Source organism: Bradyrhizobium sp. SZCCHNR3119 (genome assembly GCF_032487775.1).
Taxonomy (GTDB): domain Bacteria; phylum Pseudomonadota; class Alphaproteobacteria; order Rhizobiales; family Xanthobacteraceae; genus Bradyrhizobium.
In genome coordinates this window covers 3,610,422-3,627,350 of record NZ_JAUEUV010000001.1, presented here as the reverse complement: position 1 = coordinate 3,627,350, position 16,929 = coordinate 3,610,422, and the positions used below count along the sequence as shown (strand labels likewise).

General features: G+C 59.8%; 12 protein-coding genes. 8 read left to right on the top strand and 4 right to left on the bottom strand.

The features are described from left to right. The first annotated feature begins 496 nt into the window (after nucleotides 1-496). Nucleotides 497-1,300 (top strand): hypothetical protein, encoded by an 804-nt coding sequence (locus tag QX034_RS16885; RefSeq protein WP_316195611.1) that lies wholly within the window; start codon nucleotides 497-499, stop codon nucleotides 1,298-1,300. A 137-nt stretch (nucleotides 1,301-1,437) separates the two neighbouring features. On the opposite strand, the gene QX034_RS34045 is transcribed toward QX034_RS16885, so the two are convergent. Then, nucleotides 1,438-1,719, bottom strand: a complete 282-nt coding sequence (locus tag QX034_RS34045; RefSeq protein ID WP_410050918.1) for an excisionase family DNA-binding protein — start codon at nucleotides 1,717-1,719, stop codon at nucleotides 1,438-1,440. A gap of 1,020 nt (nucleotides 1,720-2,739) precedes the next feature. Between QX034_RS34045 and QX034_RS16880 the strand changes: the two genes are divergently transcribed. The 3 genes from QX034_RS16880 to QX034_RS16870 all read left to right on the top strand — a co-directional run bounded on the left by QX034_RS16880 (nucleotide 2,740) and on the right by QX034_RS16870 (nucleotide 7,920). Then, nucleotides 2,740-3,501 (top strand): serine protease, encoded by a 762-nt coding sequence (locus tag QX034_RS16880; protein WP_316195609.1) that lies wholly within the window; start codon nucleotides 2,740-2,742, stop codon nucleotides 3,499-3,501. A 346-nt stretch (nucleotides 3,502-3,847) separates the two neighbouring features. Then, nucleotides 3,848-5,359, top strand: a complete 1,512-nt coding sequence (locus QX034_RS16875; protein WP_316195607.1) for a hypothetical protein — start codon at nucleotides 3,848-3,850, stop codon at nucleotides 5,357-5,359. Continuing rightward, on the top strand, nucleotides 5,356-7,920 hold the full coding sequence (locus QX034_RS16870; RefSeq protein WP_316195606.1) for a hypothetical protein: 2,565 nt from the start codon (nucleotides 5,356-5,358) through the stop codon (nucleotides 7,918-7,920). The genes QX034_RS16875 and QX034_RS16870 overlap by 4 nt, the downstream gene beginning before the upstream one ends. A 112-nt stretch (nucleotides 7,921-8,032) precedes the next feature. Here QX034_RS16870 and QX034_RS16865 read toward each other — a convergent pair whose 3' ends face one another. Next, on the bottom strand, nucleotides 8,033-8,365 hold the full coding sequence (locus tag QX034_RS16865) for a helix-turn-helix transcriptional regulator (protein ID WP_316196083.1): 333 nt from the start codon (nucleotides 8,363-8,365) through the stop codon (nucleotides 8,033-8,035). Between the two features lie 110 nt (nucleotides 8,366-8,475). Between QX034_RS16865 and QX034_RS16860 the strand changes: the two genes are divergently transcribed. From QX034_RS16860 to mobF, 4 genes are all read left to right on the top strand, one after another. Beyond that, a complete protein-coding gene (locus tag QX034_RS16860; protein ID WP_316195604.1) occupies nucleotides 8,476-8,946 on the top strand; it encodes a hypothetical protein in 471 nt (156 codons plus the stop codon). Nucleotides 8,947-9,341: 395 nt separating this feature from the next. After that, nucleotides 9,342-9,662 (top strand): hypothetical protein, encoded by a 321-nt coding sequence (locus QX034_RS16855; RefSeq protein ID WP_316195602.1) that lies wholly within the window; start codon nucleotides 9,342-9,344, stop codon nucleotides 9,660-9,662. Continuing rightward, a complete protein-coding gene (locus tag QX034_RS16850) occupies nucleotides 9,659-11,470 on the top strand; it encodes a type IV secretion system DNA-binding domain-containing protein (protein WP_316195600.1) in 1,812 nt (603 codons plus the stop codon). Before QX034_RS16855 ends, QX034_RS16850 begins: the two co-directional genes overlap by 4 nt. Before the next feature lie 3 nt (nucleotides 11,471-11,473). Beyond that, complete coding sequence (gene mobF / locus QX034_RS16845) at nucleotides 11,474-12,604, top strand: MobF family relaxase (RefSeq protein ID WP_316195598.1); 1,131 nt, start codon at nucleotides 11,474-11,476, stop codon at nucleotides 12,602-12,604. Between the two features lie 1,175 nt (nucleotides 12,605-13,779). Here mobF and QX034_RS16840 read toward each other — a convergent pair. Continuing rightward, the gene (locus tag QX034_RS16840) at nucleotides 13,780-14,976 is read right to left on the bottom strand and encodes a DUF932 domain-containing protein (RefSeq protein ID WP_316195597.1); all 1,197 of its coding nucleotides are present in this window, start codon (nucleotides 14,974-14,976) and stop codon (nucleotides 13,780-13,782) included. Between the two features lie 524 nt (nucleotides 14,977-15,500). Continuing rightward, the gene (locus QX034_RS16835; protein WP_316195596.1) at nucleotides 15,501-16,751 is read right to left on the bottom strand and encodes an IS110 family transposase; all 1,251 of its coding nucleotides are present in this window, start codon (nucleotides 16,749-16,751) and stop codon (nucleotides 15,501-15,503) included. Nucleotides 16,752-16,929 lie beyond the last annotated feature (178 nt).

Below are 16,929 nucleotides of genomic sequence, written 5' to 3'. Positions count from 1 at the left end.
GGCGCGCGCGACTCAAATTCGGGTTCTGTAAGAGCACAGCGTGGCAGCGGCCTTGCCACCTTCCACAATCCGCACCATCGCGTCTCGACCTCTAGGCGTCAGACGCGCATTCCCGTGGGTGTCCATCCGGTTCTCCCCTTGGACTCTGAGGCTTCAGCAACCTCAGCTTCCTCGGTCAGGGCCGAATAGACAACCTCCTGAGAGCTCGCGGCTACTGCCGGACCGCCGCCCATGGTGCAAACCACCATTTGAGATTTACGTCAGGAACCGCAATGCACGCGGCAGCTGAAGGGTCGGCAGCGAGATTCGCTCCGACTGCGGCGCTACCTTCTTGGTCAAGAGCGCAGTGGTCATCAGGAAGCCATTAACGCCGCCCTCTTGTCGCTGTCCGCCTGTACGCCTTGACGGAAAATCACCTCTTGACTTGGCTTGAGAGCCTGCCGGCAAAATTGAAGGCCACGACCAGGCGCGGGCTCGCAGCTGACCTGAAGCTGCCTTGAATGCTGCATGGCTCCGTCTGTCCTCGGAACAAAAGAAGCTGAACCCGACATTCCCCTCGATCGTGAAAGACGGACTCAGGGCCGAGCGCATCGACGATGACGATGAGATATCTGTCGCCAGAGACAACCAGATCCTCACGGATGCACAGATTGGCACACCCATTCGAGCCGCACGCGAGATAGACGAGGAGCAAGGCTTTGAAGGAGACCTGTTTCGCATTGTCGTCTGCTTTGCGGCCACAGGCGCGCGCTTTGCGCAACTCAAACGGATGCGCGTGAGTGATGCGCAACCAATAGAGCAACGCTTGATGATTCGAGGGTCGTACAAGGGGCGAGGCGGCAATGGCGGCTCCGTCCCGGTGCCGGTGGGCGAAGATGTGATCGAAGTTCTGCTTCCGGCAATTTCAGCCCGACCGAAAGAAGCGCCAGTGTTCGAGCGATGGAGGTACGAGCAGGCCGGTAGCTTCGGATGGAAAAAGTCAGTGCGCGGCCCGTGGAGGACAGCAGAACTCACTCGCCCGTGGCAAGCCATCCGTGAGCGCGCCGGGCTGCCGAAGGTCATTCCTTATGCGCTGCGGCATTCCAGCATCGTACGCGGCCTACGGAATTTGCTGCCAATCCAGCACTTCGCTAAACTGCACAACACATCGGTGCAGATGATCGAACGTCACTACGCGAAATACATAGCAACGGCCCTCGAAGATCTCGCCCGGGCGGCAGTCGTACCGCTTGTTCCGCACCGCGGAAAGCATGCCACCGATGGCGATGATCAACAAGAAGCTCTCATCGCCAATCCATAATGCCGTCGATCGGCACGGCTCCGCCACGACCAGGTATCGTATTGCTGCAGGTCCGCAAGCGCGCTCGCGGCCTTTGGTCCGATACTACAATCGAGTTGATAGCTACCTGAGCGGGCTTTTCCGGAGTGACGGCATGGTTATCTGCGGTCGGTCGATGTCGCATTGATGCCAACCAGAGACAACAGAGACTCTACAACGACGAGCCGGCGACGACCGATAGTCGTCGTGGTAACTCGACCATTCCCGATGAGTTCATAGATCTTGGTTCGCCCGAGACCGGTTGCTTCACACGCTTCCGCCACGGTGCAGGTCAGCCGCTGCGCAAACGGAATGCAATATAGGGGGTTGCGTTTCTGTTCATCTGGAGCCACATCGGGCGCAGTTTGGGTAGCGCGTTCGAGGTCCCGGTCACGTCGCATCAAGGTTGTGCCTCCTCCACAATCGAAGAAGTTACCGTGAGGCCGCCCGCGCCCGACGTCAATCGAAACGAAATAGCAGAGTGTATTGGCGTACGTCAGGAAGCGGCGGAGGAGTCGCCTCGAAAAGGCAAGACAACCTTTCTCAATTGTGTGGGTGTTCTGCCGGTCAACAGCCTCCTTAACCCACTGTTCTGGCGTCTTTAGCGCAGACGAGAATTTCCCGCGGCGCCCGACCTATGTAAGGGTTAGGCTGGACCAATAGATTCCCAGGAAATTGCCGCGCTTCTCTATTGTCCTGCTTGCCGGACCATCGGCATCGCGGACAACGCCTGATACTCAGCGCCGCTCGCCGTGTAGCGTCCGCAAGATATCGCTTGGAATATCTAAGCTTGTCAGTTGCCCAGCCTGCAACAGCTCGCGTGAAGCAGCGCGATACCAATCGCTCATGTCATACGCTGCGTTGCCACGATAATCTCGGGCTGGGTTAGCAGGTATGATGCCGCACATTCTTCGATCGGCAAGACACCAGATTGCGTCTTGCCGTACGCGCTGGGGACTCGTTCGGCCGGGCACCCACCCACTCTTGAACCCGCTGATCTTGCTGCAGTTGCAGGCGCCGCTACTCCAGCGTCACGAACACATCATGGATCGCTCCACCCGAGCTGACGGCAGAGTGGCAGCCGTCTCGCGCTCGAACCGGCCCCGCAGCGCCGGATCGACCAGCCAGGCGTCCTCCCTCCCGCCACGTAGCGACGGCTTCGCGAACTCCGGCGCAGCGGAAGGAAGCCGATCTCGCTTCAGATGCTGATTCACCCGCATCAAAGAAGTCAGCAGGTTCCAAAATCACCACGTGGCCAAGCCGACGGACACTGTTCGGACTTTCCCGCCGCTGGGCAACCGAGTTTACCGGCATGGCCCCCTCTATCTCCATCACACGGCTTCTGGGCAGCGATCTTGCCACCTCTGATTAGCGCGGTATGTTAATGTACACCAAGCACATGACCAGGGGGATTTGGCGCGATGAGAGCTGGCTCGAAGGAAGCAATTTCTGCCACGTTCCGCGTCCACAAGAAGGTGCTTCAGCCCGTGACAACGGGAGTTCCTCAGCTAGTACCTGGAGTTACACGGCCGACGTCACCTGTGATCGGGACATGCTTTGCCTTCCGTAATCCAAGGTTTTTCGTAACCGCTGCGCATGTATTAGACGGGCTCAGTCTGGATGACATACTGATCGCCGTACAGACATCTCGAGGAGACCGGGCGCTCTTGAGCCCGTCCAACGTTATTCATCATCCAGACGCGGATGTCGCCATACTTGAGGTGCCGCCCGACCAGGAACTACCTACCTCGCTCTCGTTCTTCAAATCAATTGAGCGACCGCAGATGGGCGAAGACTTCTTCGCCTACGGCTTTCCAATCTTTGGTGGCGAGCGTTTAGACCCGCGCGTGCTCTGGGGCGCCTTCCAGACCTTCCGCCACTATACCAGCTGCCTGACTAGAGAAGCCGACAAACGTCCTTACACCTATTTTGCTGGCGAATTGAGTATTCCGTGCCCGAGAGGTCTCAGCGGCGGACCCGTTTTTCGACGGGATAGACATGACGTTCTGCTGGCGATAGTCACCGAAAACCACGAAGAAGGAACCGAAATTAGCTACTCCGAAGAATTGGCGATTAAGGACGGTCAGAAGAATTTCACCAGCACCAAGAATGTTATTTTATATGGGATGTCGGTCGTCGCGGCCGCAATCGAAAATTGGCTCGTGCAAGAAATTCCCATCTGACCTAGCCTTTTGCCCTGGCGATTCGGTCCTTGTCCTGCTGAGTTAAGCGGTGATAGCGGCCGCTTTCTATGCCGTCACAGCCAACCCTTCTCGACTCCGAGTTCGATGCCGGCTCCGTTTTGCCAACCCTTCCGAGTTAAGTTAGCCTTTGCCAATTCAACTTCTCGGCAGAGACTCGAACTGATGCGAGTTTACAGCCATGTGCAACGATGAGGGAACCTCTTTACAACCCCTATCCAGACGACATCGCAACTGAACAGTTTTTGCTTTTTGTCTTGGTCTAGCAACGTCATAACGCAGTCATGTCCATGCACCGCGGTGCTGGCCAGTATTCGGGCGCATCAGAATGATTTTCTGGGGAGCTGATATTGCGGAAAACACCCAGGGCTTGGATATCCTTGGCGTCAGGGCCGTGGATCAAAGTCTCGAAGCAGATCTCGTAAACGGCGTCACAACGGTGTCGGCGCGTGGCCGATATTTCTCAATCTTGCCTTGGGCAATTAACACCTTTTACGTCAAGGCTCTCGATCGAGACCGGCCGTTCGCCATGAGCCAGCTAGCAACCTTTCTCACACGTGTCGAGTTTCTGATCATCGCTGCCTCACAAGCCGATCCTACGCGAAATGCGGGCGGCGCAATCCTCGGCAGCGACGTATTCTCGGAAGAGATGAAAGCGATCGCGGCCGGTCAGGACGTTACGCTTCCTGATTCCGAAAACAGTCGGATACTCAATACTTACTACAACCCATGCAAGGGTCTGGGGCTTCTCGTCGATGGGAAGATCGGGAGCCCCGTCCCTTATCAACTCACCGACCGCGGTACGGCACTTTGGAAGGCTCGTCAAAACAGGCTCTCTGACCCTTCGATCATCGACCGCCTGTTCGACGGCGGCTCGCTCGCGAAAGGTCAGGCGACACGCGCGGTCGCTTCCTTTTCGCTGGGAAGCATGGCTTCGGGAAGCGACGAAGCTACGCTGCTACGGCAGGCGTTCGGAACGCCGTGGAGAACGACACAGGCCCTGCAACCGCAACTGAACGAGCGATATCGGCGCTTCGAAGAGACGCGGTTATGGCTTCAGAGTTTGGCATCGAACGACCGCGCATCGGCAAACCGGCTATTGGCGCGGAATCTTGATGCTTGCTGCAGACAAGAGCAAGACAATTCGGTGTCGATCGCTTGGTCTAATTACGAATGGCGTAGAAGACATCATTTCGCGTTGGAGCTACTGCTCAGCGCGGTATGCGGCCTCCTGCAAAATATCGATACGGGAAGTCCTAAGGAACTCGTCCAGGAGGCGAAGGCGGATTTTCTGCGTGATCCGCGCGCGCTGTCAAATTACTGGCCCGAGGCGCCTGAGGCTTGGGAGCGAAGCGCTCGCAATGCTGCGGCTTCCGTCCCGGCAGATCTGATGGCCGACAGGGCTCTACCATTCTCTCCCTTCACCGAAATGCGTGCCTCTCATCGTCTCCTGGGGGCGTTCGCTCTCGTTTCCGCTCTGGAAAAGCAAACTCGTCCGTTCCGTACCTTCGGCCCAGGATCACCCGTCCGTTCGACGAGTGATCTCGCACTACAATTCGCCATGACAGCAGATGAGACACCTTTCGACAAATTCATCTGCACCTTCATGGAGCGATGCGCAATCGCCCCGCATCTGCAGGTGACGCTCAGGAAGATGTCGGGCGGTCAGAAGTGTTCTCTGAGATTCTTCCCTGACGGTCAGCGACTGCGATTGACCGCCAATCAGATCGTTGCCGGCTTCAGCAATAGCCGTCTCGACAACACAATCAATATTCTGGTCGATATCGGATTCTTCCGGCGTGGCACCAATGGGGAGCTCATCACAATGGAGGCCGCATGAGAGAGACGAATGTCATCGAGCGTCTCTGCGGATCCGTAAAGAAGGCCAACACCGCAATTGTCCTCACCCACAACATCGACTTTCTGTTCGTTGAGTCCGTCGTGCTCCCTCGCCTGAGAGCGATTGGATCGCCGCAGCTTACCATTCTCGCCGACGCCGCCTGCGCGGCAAGCAACTACCAGACTCAAGAGATGCTGGTCTCTCAGCTCGGTCTCCGTTACCGGGTGGTGCCGATCGATCTGGGGCAGGCCCGACGCTTTCATCCGAAAGCCATCTTCCTCGCCGGAAATGATGGATCGGGTCTTGCCGTCGGTAGTGGCAATATGACCTACGGAGGCTGGAGCGGAAACAAGGAGATCTGGACAGACTTTCTCGTTCCGGGCAGTGGCGCAGCGCAGATCGCGAGCTTCAGAGATTATCTCGCTGTGATCCTTTCTTACGTGCCCGACCCAGCCGCGATCCGCGCCGAGGTCCTCGGCTTGTTCGATGCGCCAGAAAATGCGTGGGCGGCGGCTCTGCCAGAGCCTGGAGGTCTCGCCTGGACTCCGAAACCGACACCGATGCTGGATCAAATTCTGATGCAGATCGGCGCGCCGCCCACCGCAATAGAAGTGCTCAGCCCATATTTCGATCCAGAAGGTGTTGCTTTGGCCCGAATCGCCGAACTCTGCACCGGTGAGGTTCGAGTGATGCTGCAGCCGAGGCGAGCTGGGCTCTCAAAAGATATCGTCGCGACATTGCCCAAGCAGATCCGACTTAGCAGCATCGAGCCGATCGCCGAAGACGCTCGGCACAAATTCATTCATGCAAAAATCTATGCGTTCGCGACCTCGGCCGATTTTTTTGTTGCGGCAGGCAGCGCCAACTGTTCGCGGGCCGCGCTCTTGGCTGATGCTTCATGGGGAAATGCGGAGATCATGGCGATATCCGCGTTGCGAGCAGAAGATCTCGAAGAGCTCTGGTCTGGCTATGCTGTGACGGATTCAGCACCAGAGCTGCCGGAGACTCATCCGTCGGAAGACTGGACATTCGAGACGAGCGAGCTTCGGATCCTAGCTGCTCGGAGAGATGGCTCCGAACTGACTGTTCATTACAAGGCCGAGGACGAGTTGTCAGAAGTCTCAATCCAAACCACAGCTAAGGTCTTGCTGAAGGCGCATACCGTGTCGCCTCGTAGAGCAGATTTCGACATCAACGAACAAGTGAGCTCGGTGTCACTTGTTGGACTGACTATTGGTGGCCGCACGGTGACCTCCCTCCCCTGCTGGATCGACGACGAGCGCTCTCTTCGAATGGCCCCCGCTGAGCGCGTCCTCAGAGACAGGCTCGAAGAAGCAGCAGCGCGCGGATCGCTTCTAGGGCGCGATTTTTTGCAGATTTTGGAACTGTTCGAGCTTCATGTTCAACGGGACACGGCTCACGGGGGCGGGATAACCAAGTCTCGCAGCGACGAGAATGCAATGGCCTACTTTTCTGAAGCCGATATCTATGCGGAAGAATTCGGACGGCCGCCTCCGTCATCCAACTCTGCCCTGCCGGGCGGCTTCTCCGAGACAGACGAGCTTGCTCTTATCTGTTCGTTTTTCCGTGCGCCTGGCGAGCCGAACCCGAAGCGTCCGCCCTGTGTCCGACCGAGCGACGAGGAGAAGGAAGGAGAAGACCAGAAGCCCGAAGCCGTAAAGCGGGCCTCTATCGACCAGTCTGAGCTCGACATACAGCGAGTTCGCCTGACTAGACTTCTCACGAAGATTGAGGCCGCGTTGCAGCGGCCCGAATATCTGCAGCGGCGTAAAGCTGACCGCATGGCGGGCGACATTGCCTTCCTGGCCGTGCTCATGGCCAAAGCACGCGCCGATGGGTTGCTCGACGAGCAATCCTATCGAACGCAGGCAATACGATTCTGGCGCGTCCTGTTCTTCGGGCCCAAGGGCGACAACGGTCTCATTCCTCTTTTCCTGAAAAGCCTCGACGAGGACGCCCGTACAGCCTATACGGCCGACTTGCGCTCTCCGAGGCTGAGCGCCGCCATGTCCTTGTGGTGTACGTTCGACTGGGCTGGAGCAGAGGCAGATGCTCAGAAATTCCGCTTCTCGACCGCTTTGCTCGCCTCGCGCTATCGCTGGCTCGCTGAAGGTGGCGATCAGGCTACTTTGGTGGAAGAGCTCCACAGGCTCGCAGAGAAACTTTTCCCGGCATCACGACATGAGGATCTCTTCGACGCCTGGGTTCGGTGGGTTCGAGACGGTCACACGGTAGCTGCGCTCTATGCAACTCTCGAAGTTCGCCAACAGGGCGAGCTTGCGAAATTCTGTGTGCGACCTGCAGTTAGTGCGGGAGAGCTGGCTTGGCAGGCAGGCCACGGCTTGTGCGTATTGCATCAGGACCTCGCGCGCGTACCGACGGGCAAGGCCCATTTGCTTCCTTTGGATGGTTCCGACATGATCCGCGTACAATCGAAGTTTGTCGCACCTCTGCTCGACATCCTGAAATCCGACATAGAGCTGTCCGACCGCGCTAAGCGTCAAGCGTTCGATCTTCTCATTGGCGCGCGTCTCGGCTGATTGCGGGATCCATCTGGATCAAATCGGCACTTGCAAACGCTTGTTCGTTCATCAGAACTATATAGGTAATCGTAGTTTAAGCAGCGTCTAAGTTTACTCGCGAACTACTATCTCACCGGCCTCGATGCGCCGCAAGCGCTTCAGCCTGTATTGCTAGAATTTGAAGATCATGTTCCGAGAGAGCACGACTCGCGGTACGGAGTCTTTCGGTAAGTGCGGCTCGGTTCGAACCTTCTCTCCCATCTTCAGAAAAGCCCAATAAGACATTCGGGGTAGTGGCCAAGACCTTGCAGATTCGTAATAGCGTCGACAAGTCCGGCTCTCGGTCGCCTGTAACGTAAAATCCGTACCTTCGTTCGCTCAACCCCGCGCGACGCGCGACCTCGGCGTTTGAAAAGCCGAGTTCCTTGGCGCGAGATCGCAGCTTCTGCCCCAGTACTTGCATCAGAACAATCTGTTCTGATGCGGCTTGCTCGGTCCATGTAACTATTGTACTGTCTACGGTACAATACGTACCGACCACCGGCAAGGTCATGCGCCGTTAGAGGTCACCCCATGAAGGCCAATAGCCCAACGGAAGGCGAACCACTCGCGCTTCGAAATGAGCTTCCAGGGGATCAGACAGCCTCAGCTGAACAGCTTGAGGATGATTTCGCGCTTGTCCAGCTTGACACGACGTTTGTCACGCTGCTGTCGGAGATTTCCGCCTTAGAGCCCGAGCACAGTGACGATCGGGGACGACGAGACGCGGACAACGTTCGCTCCAACGAGGTCAGCCGAATACAGAAAATCGAATCGGTCCTGGCTCGCTTGGATCCTGTTGAGCGGGCAATTATGGCCACACCAGCGCGGACGATCGTAGGTCTGGGCGTAAAGGCTCGCCATGCAGCCTACGTGGTGTCAGAGCATTGGGATTCGCCTATTGAGCAAAATGACTGGGACGTGCGGGCCGTTCGGCTCTTGATTGAAGCGATCTGCAAAGCTGCCGGCGTGGGGTTGCCCTTCTCTCGTAAAGCAGGCCAATAAACACGCGCAATCAATGCAACGTATTCAGGATGATACGCCAGCTGAATCGAGCCAGCATCGCGGATTGCTACCTAGGGCACTTCAGAAAACGTTCCGCGCGACTAACCGAGCAACGTGGCCGTTTCAGCAGCTCGTCTTGTAATTTCACGCCGATTGTACGATCGGCGACCTAGATTCGCAAAAGAACCACAATGCACAATCGACGTCCGCTCGGGGCGACGATCGAGTGATCAATGTTGTACGTCGTTAGACATTTCTGCATCTTAGCTCACCTGGTCTGCTTGACGCATGCTCAGGCGGGACCAGACGTCGGCCTAAAGAACGGCTAGTCGCGAGTGGGATGTCTGGTTGATCTCCGTGATCGATCGCCTCGGCAACTCTGTTGAGGCAATCTCATGACAGGCAAGACAAGACCAATCTCTATTCGTCTCGCAACGGGCGAGATTGAGCAGCTCCACGCACGTGCTCATAGGCTTTCAGCAAACATCACCGGCGTCGCCCGCGACCTGATCCGCATCGGGCTTGCTGGCGGCGATAACAAGGCGCTCGCCGATCGGTTGATGCGGATCGAGCGCAGGATCGCCGCGGTCGAGCAGCAAGGCCTGGAGACCCACGCGCTGGTCCAATCAGTCGACAAGGCAGCGGGTAACCTGCTTGCGATGTTCGAGGCCCTGTTGAAGGCCCTGACCGGCGAAAGCTCCGGGAGGGCCGCATGACTCGGCGCTTGCGTATTATCAGCTTCCTCGCTGCCGTGGGCTGCTTTGCGGCCGCGGCCGGCGTCTCTTACCTCGGCTTCGACCTGTGGCCTCCAGGCGCCACGCTGGCGGACGGCAGGAGCGTTCCGATCGGGGCGGCAGACGTTGAAGTCTGCATCCGAGCGCGTGGGCTCGCTTGGCTTGCCGATCGCTCCGGCGACGCCCAATGGCGGACCTGTATTGACTGGCTCACGCGATATCAGGCTTTGACCGGATTCGAGCTTCGGTTCTGGAGCGTGATCGGGACCAGTCTTGGAGGGCTGGTCGCGCTGTTCGGCTTCGCGGTCAGCCTTCGGCTGGATACAGTCTCGCTCAAGGTCATTCGCGGCGCTCGTCTGCAAGCTGGCAGACGCGGCCTGAGGGCCTTTGCCAGGGCCGCAGCCGCAGAGTGCCAGATCCACGGCACGGGCGTGGCGCTCGTGCCATCCATCCCGCTGGGACGCGAGCGGGAGGCGCGGCATTTCCTGATCGTGGGCAGCGTCGGCGGCGGCAAGACCCAGACCATGCTGCACCTGATCAATGAAGCCCTCTCCCGCGGGGATGGCCTCCTCGTACTCGACACCAAGGGCGACATGATGGGCGGGCTTCCCGCTGACGGAGACCCCCTCCTCGTAGCTCCCCATGACAGAAGATCTCTGGTCTGGGATGTGGCAGCGGACTGCAGCATCAAGCAGGACGCCCGCGAGCTCGCCGCCCGCTTCATACCGGCAAGTTCCGACCCGATGTGGTCGGAGGCCGCGCAGGAGATCTTCGTCGCCTGCCTCGTCCATCTGCAGGCGACCAGGGGCAAGGACTGGAGCTGGGGCGATCTGGAACGGGCAGTCACCGCCGATGTCGGCGCGCTTGCGGCGTTCGCCAAAGAGCATAATCCCAATGCGCTGCGGCTGCTCGACCAGCCCGACAGCAAGACCACGCTCAGCATCCTGACCACCTTCCAGACCCACATGCGGATCGTCTCGGTCCTGGCGGAGGCCTGGTCTGATCCATCCGCCCAGCGTTTCTCGATCCGCAGCTGGCTGCATCACCCGACCCGCTATCGTCCGCTGATCCTGCAGCACGACCCCGGTTATCCCGAGCTGTCGCGGATCTGGATCGGCAGCATGCTGGGCCTGCTCGCCTCGGCCGTCGGAAGCCCGACCTTGACCGAAAGCCGCGAGCGGCGGGTCTGGCTGTTCCTGGATGAATTCCCGCAGCTGCCACCGATCAAGCGGTTTGCGACCTTCCTCGAGCTCGGCCGCTCCAAGGGCGTGACCGTTGTGATCGGCGCGCAGGACACGGCGCAGATCAGGGCAGTCTACGGCCAGGACCAGGCCAAGTCCTGGTTCGGCATGACCGGCACTAAGATCATCACCCGGATGAACGCCAGCGAGGCGGCTGAGGACATCAGCCGGCTGATTGGCGAGCAGGAGGTTGAACGGCGCACCAAGAGTTCAACCCATGCCAACGGCAAGACCAGCGTCACCGAAAGCACCCAGCGTGAGATGCGCCGGGTGATCACGGCGTCCGAGCTTGGCTCTCGTCTCAGCCCGACCAGGGATGGCGTGCGGGTCCTGTTGATCGGCCTCGGTGAAGACGTCTATGAGCTGGAGCTGCCCTATCTCAGGGTGCCGCAGTTGCGCGAGCCGATCGTGCCGGCAGATTGGACTCGTCCCGTCTCCGGGGCGAGGCGCTCGGGCGCTGCCGATGGAGAAGCCGATCCAGATCCAAGGCCGCCACCTGCCCGCCTCACGAAGGACCTGGCGGCACAGATCCTCAAGCGCCGGGAGTGAGCCATGGTGGCCTCCATCTCCGCCCGCGGCAACGCTGCGTCGGCCTCCCGCTACTACAGCCATCTGCAGCGCGACGGTTACTACGGCCGCGATGGAGAGCCGCCGGGCCGCTGGGCCGGCAAAGGGGCCGAGCGGCTCAGCCTCAACGGGCCGGTCACGCAGAGCGAATTCGATGCAGCCCTGCGCGGCATCGATCCCAAGATCGGCGAGCGGCTGGCGCAGCTTGGCGGCCGCGGCCGGGAGCACGCGGCCGGTTGGGACATGACCTTCAGTGCGCCCAAATCCGTCTCGGTGCTCTGGGCGCTTTCTGGGGCTCCCGAGCGCCAGATGATCGCACAGGCCCATCAATCGGCAGTGCTGGCGGCGACCGCTCGACTGGAAGCCACCGCTGGCTGGGCCAGGCGTGGCCGGGCCGGAGCCAACCGAGAACAGACCGCCGGGCTGCTGATGGCACAGTTCGATCATCACACCAGCCGCGAATCCGATCCGCAGCTGCACACCCACACCTTCATCTTCAATCTCGCCCCGCGTCGCGACGGCAGCTGGGGCGCTATCGTCAGCCGCGAGCTCTACAAGGCCCAGAAGCAGGCCGGCGCGACCTACCGCCAGACCCTAGCCTCAGAGCTCGAACGGCAAGGCATTCGGCTGGACCGGCAGAAGGACACGTTCCGGGTGGCCGCTATCCCGCGCCAAGTCGAGCGGGCCTTCTCAAAGCGGCGTCAGGCTATTGAGCAGGCCGCAAACGTCCACGGCTACAGCACACCAAAGGGAATGGAGCTGGCGACCTTACGTACGCGGCGCGCCAAGCGGGATGCCAAGCTCAGCGAACTCACCAGCCATTGGCAGGCCGAGGCCAAGGCGATGGGCTTCAATCTCGGCAGGAGCCGCGATCACATGCACGCCACCACCAGCAGCCGTTCTCACGCGGAGCTCCCAGGAGGGCGAGGTCGGGCCCGCTCGTCAGTCGCTCAACCACTACCGCCGACAGCTTTGGCAGCTGGTCAGCCGACCCAGAACCAAGCCGCCACTCAACTCGGCTCTCGCCTCGGCCAAGTCCTTCGCACGATGGATCAGCCGGCCGGCATGTCTGGCATCAAGATCAAGCTCCGCTACCGCGAGTACGAGCGGGATTGACCGAGAGCCGGGAAGGCAAATTGGACGTTGCTTCCCGGGCCTACAGCGGCTCCTGATCGCGCAACGATTGCCGGCTGGCGTAGGCCTCTGCCGGCTTCGCAATCGATCTGCGGCTTTCGGGAAACGGTCTGCGACGTCAAATTTGGGGCGCGAGAGCCACAGCCTTGTCCGGCCCCTAGACCGAAGCAAACTCACCATGGATCGAGAGTGAGACCGGACATTTCTTTCGTATTCGCGCTCAAAGGCCGACAAGTTATTGACGAGCTTCGTTTTGTCGGCCCTTCCGCAAGACGGCTGTATTCGCTCAGGACCGCTTGCGTAAACACCGCTTCAGAGAGAATGTTTGTTTCACCCCAATGAGATAGCCGCGCGCGAACCGCGAATCGTCAGCACCGGAGGTGCATAGGGTGTGAAAACTCCCTTCCTTCTCTTCCCCGCGCCTTCGCTTGGCCTCTCAGTTTCTTGCGCACCTTCTGATCCAACCCAACCTCAGACTAAAATTGCAATGAGCCCGGGATCGACGCGCCGATAAAACCTCTGTCGAGCAGCGAAACAGTCTCCGTCCAATTGCGGAATTTACGCCGTCTCTTTGCAAAAAAACGGCACGGAGTCTCCCTCCTCGTGCGAACGTGGACGAGTATCTCTAGCCATTTCTGCTGCAGATCGGGGGCGCTTGAGAGCGTCGGGCGGAAGCTCGACAATCGCTTATCGAAAGCAGCCAGGCGACGAAAAGCACCGCCGCCAATGGCCAAGGTCGGGCTCAGCAGCAGGACGTTAAGGCGGTCCACTTCGTCCGATTTTCGTCTCAGTTGCAGCCAAAGAAGGTGTCGGTTTTCGATAAGGCTCCGAACAGAACGTGAGCGCCAGCATTGTCACTGCAGGCCAACGGCGCAGGCCATTTCGTGGCTTCTTGAAAGCGCCACAACCGACGATCTTGGGAGATTGTGCAGTCGACGCAATTCACAAGTGCCGGACGAGTTCGTCCGCCTGCTTGGAAGTTTTACCTGTGATCAACTGTCCGCTTTCTGTGCTTCGCGAGCCGGGCCGGAGGCCCGGCGGGCCACATGGGATTTGCATGCGGCAGCTCCGCCGGTCCGGCTTGCCAGACGGGCGGAGCTGCAGATCAGCGGCTCGAACGGCGCGCGACCGATGTGGTTCGGTTGCGCAGGTCGCGTTCAGATTGCTCGTTCCATCAGGCGTTTCGCCTTGCCTTCGAGCTCCAGCCTTGCGTCCTGATGCTCCTTGCCTCGTGCAACGGCCGAGATGCCTTGAACGAAGTCGAAAACGCTCTCCGGCTTGCGGTTCTCCTCGCCAAGGACGGCTTCGATAACCTTCGACGTTTCGGCTTTGGAGAAGCCTCTCTTGCGCAAGAAACTGTCCCGGTCCTCGTCGGTTCGGGCAACGATCTGCTGCCGTGCGGCTGCAATTCCGGCGACGAACGGCGTAGGCGAGGAATTGGCAAAGCTCGTCAATGCCGGCGCCGCCTCATGGGCAAAGCGCTGTGCGGCGAACTTCGAGTGTCGTATCGTGATCTGCTCGAAGTTCTCCACGCCCCAAAGATTGCGGTTCATGCAAACAGCGCGTAGATAGAAGCTCGCGATGCCAAGCGTCTTGCTGCCGACCTCGCTATTCCAGCAGTAGAAGCCTCGGAAATAGATATCCGGCGAACCGTCGGGCAGCCGCCCCGCCTCGATCGGATTGGTGTCATCGACCAAAAAGAGGAACACGTCACGGTCGCTAGCGTAGAGCGTCGTGGTGTCCTTGGTCACGTCGACGAACGGATTGTGGGTCATGGTCGACCAGTCGAGCACGCCCGGCACCTTCCACCGCGTGTCGCTGCTGCCATTGCCGGCGATCTGCATGACGGCGGCAACCAACTCGTGATCCCAGATGCGGCCGTAGTCCGGCCCGGTGACCGCGCGAAGCTCGACCCGGCCACTGTCCGCTTCCAGCGTTTTGACCAGTTCGGCGCGGTGCGACAGCAGCCCATGTTGCAGGTTGATGGCCGACAATGGGGCGGGCAGTTGCCGCAGGTAAGCGGCCGGCGTACCAACCAGCGTGCACAATTGTCCAAAGCTCCAATGCGTCGGTGCGACGGGTTCATCACGACCAGGAACGACCAGGACCAGCCGCTCGGCGTCGTCTCGGGCAGCTTCGACGCGAATAGATCGGCTCTCGAGGATCCGTGCCTGCGCGCACTCTGTCCGCCTGCGCACGGCATCATAAAGGTCCGGCAGGTTCAAATATCTCTCGTCATCGGGCCGCGCAAACCACTCTGAGGACACCCGGCCAATGCGATGGCCGCGCGAGATGTCCACCCGGAATCCGCTCGAAACGTTCTGCCCATCGTGCTGAGCAACCTTCACGTTCATCGTTCATCTCCTGTCAGGTTGAAGCGCTGCGCTGCGCTGCAACCCTGCCCGTCGGCGAGACCTGGGGTAGCGAGGGCAAGGGCGGCCGGGAGCGGAGGGGACTCCCCACCTTTTGCAAGAGCATTCTGCTTGCGAGTGCGACCAACCATTGCAGCTTCGATTTCGCGTTAGGCAGGGTGAAGAGCGCACAAGCGCGCTCGAACCTCTGCCTCGCGGCGAGCAGCGGGTGTGCAAGCGGAGCGAGTGCTTTCGCGGGGAACCGGCTGCAGGGAGCGTGTTGAAGCCGTCGCTGATGGCCCCGTGAGCCGCGACTGAAGCTGGGCGGAAGGCACTCCGAAGCGCGCTGAGGGCGGCGCCCTAAGCCTTCGGTGTGTGAGCGAAGTGACGCGCAAAGCACCGCTACCAAGCGACAACGCGTCAAGGTCATCGCTCGCTCATGTAAACAGACTGATCGGCGACATTCGGGCCTGTCGTCGTCGCGACGCTCCGCTATGCGGAGGCTTCGCGCCTCGCCGACGACAGGATCAAACCGCCGCAGAGTGCGGAGTTCGGTCTCTGTCGAAGAGCTCGCCGGGCCTCAGCATGGCGCAAGCAACCCCAATCAAACGGCTGCCGATCGAACGCAGCGCGCGAGCATGAGAGTGTCCGCGCTTTCGTAAGGCGGCATATCGATTGCGTGTTTGGAAGTCGTGCAGCACCGCCACGCGCGCCCAATGGTAGACAGCCGTTCTGAGACGATGCGGACAAGACTGTCGCATAACCACGAGAGTCTGCTTGCCGCTGCGCCGCGTGACGGGCGCGACTCCAGACAGGCCCCTAAGTGCATGGGCATCGCGGCGAGCGACCGCGTCATGTGCTTCGGACAAGAGCGCCGCGAGAACGATCGTCCCTACTCCAGGCATTGACCGCAAGATCTCGGGATCGGCCTGGGCGTTCGGTACGACGCCGATTGTTGGCGGGAGCTCGGCGACGGCGGAACACAGGCGCTCGAGCTGCTTCAGCGCGACCTTCATCTGCTGCATTACCAGTCGCAGACGCTGCAGGATCAGCTCGCAATGCGCGACGCAGGCTTCCGTAACGCCGTCTGCCACCGTTATCGGCTTGCCACGAAGATGGTCGAGCAACGTGTCGGCCGTCCACTTCTTCACCCGGCTTTGCTTCAGTCGCTTTGCGACCGTCGACGCTCTCACCGTTTGTGCTTTTGCGGGCGTGGAGATCAAGTCCCAGAGCTCCAAGATCCACTGCTGCGACCAATCTTCCGCAAGGTCCAGCATCTGCGGAAAGTAGCGCCAGAGCTGATGCCGAAAGCGGTTAGCCAAACGATTGCGTTCGGCAGACAAGTCCTCTGCCATGCGTGACCACTCACGCAACTGGATGATCGTCGGATGCACCGGTTCCAAGAACCGATAGAAACGCCGATCTGTTCGCAGAGAATCGGCAAGCACGAGCGCATCGAGCCGATCATCCTTGGCACCCGCCATGGTAAATCGATCTCGGAAGCGATCAAGTTGCTTCGGATTCAAGGCATGCACGAGAAAACCAGACTCCATCAGGCTCTCGACGACTGGTCCGTGCGGGACTTCGATTCCAACAGCGACACGGCCCGGCTCGGCACCCGTCGTTGTTCGGATCCAGTCAGCAAGTTCAGCCAACCCTTCACCGCTATGCTGAAACGAGCGATGACCGAGCTTTGCTCCTTGGGCATCCAACGCATAGACGTAGTGCGTCGCCGATGCCCAATCGACGCCCACGTATGCAGCAATGTCTTCGGTCATTCCTTTCCTCCTGGCTCAGTCGGGCAGCTGCGCTCCTCGCCGGCCCTGTTCTGGCGCTCAAAGGCGCAACTCCCCACGGGGCGTCGAACGCAGCTCATCCGTCGGGGCACTCGTCCCCTCTAGGCGCTCACGGCGCTGGATCACCAGGTGACTCCCAACGAATCAGCCCGCAGACGAC

Coding starts and splice junctions, on each gene's coding strand:
- QX034_RS16865 (WP_316196083.1), bottom strand. CDS start 8,365: ATGCAAGTACTGGGGCAGAAGCTGCGATCTCGCGCCAAGGAACTCGGC.
- QX034_RS16855 (WP_316195602.1), top strand. CDS start 9,342: ATGACAGGCAAGACAAGACCAATCTCTATTCGTCTCGCAACGGGCGAG.
- QX034_RS16870 (WP_316195606.1), top strand. CDS start 5,356: ATGAGAGAGACGAATGTCATCGAGCGTCTCTGCGGATCCGTAAAGAAG.
- QX034_RS16875 (WP_316195607.1), top strand. CDS start 3,848: ATGATTTTCTGGGGAGCTGATATTGCGGAAAACACCCAGGGCTTGGAT.
- mobF (WP_316195598.1), top strand. CDS start 11,474: ATGGTGGCCTCCATCTCCGCCCGCGGCAACGCTGCGTCGGCCTCCCGC.
- QX034_RS16850 (WP_316195600.1), top strand. CDS start 9,659: ATGACTCGGCGCTTGCGTATTATCAGCTTCCTCGCTGCCGTGGGCTGC.
- QX034_RS34045 (WP_410050918.1), bottom strand. CDS start 1,719: ATGCGACGTGACCGGGACCTCGAACGCGCTACCCAAACTGCGCCCGAT.
- QX034_RS16860 (WP_316195604.1), top strand. CDS start 8,476: ATGAAGGCCAATAGCCCAACGGAAGGCGAACCACTCGCGCTTCGAAAT.
- QX034_RS16880 (WP_316195609.1), top strand. CDS start 2,740: ATGAGAGCTGGCTCGAAGGAAGCAATTTCTGCCACGTTCCGCGTCCAC.
- QX034_RS16840 (WP_316195597.1), bottom strand. CDS start 14,976: ATGAACGTGAAGGTTGCTCAGCACGATGGGCAGAACGTTTCGAGCGGA.
- QX034_RS16835 (WP_316195596.1), bottom strand. CDS start 16,751: ATGACCGAAGACATTGCTGCATACGTGGGCGTCGATTGGGCATCGGCG.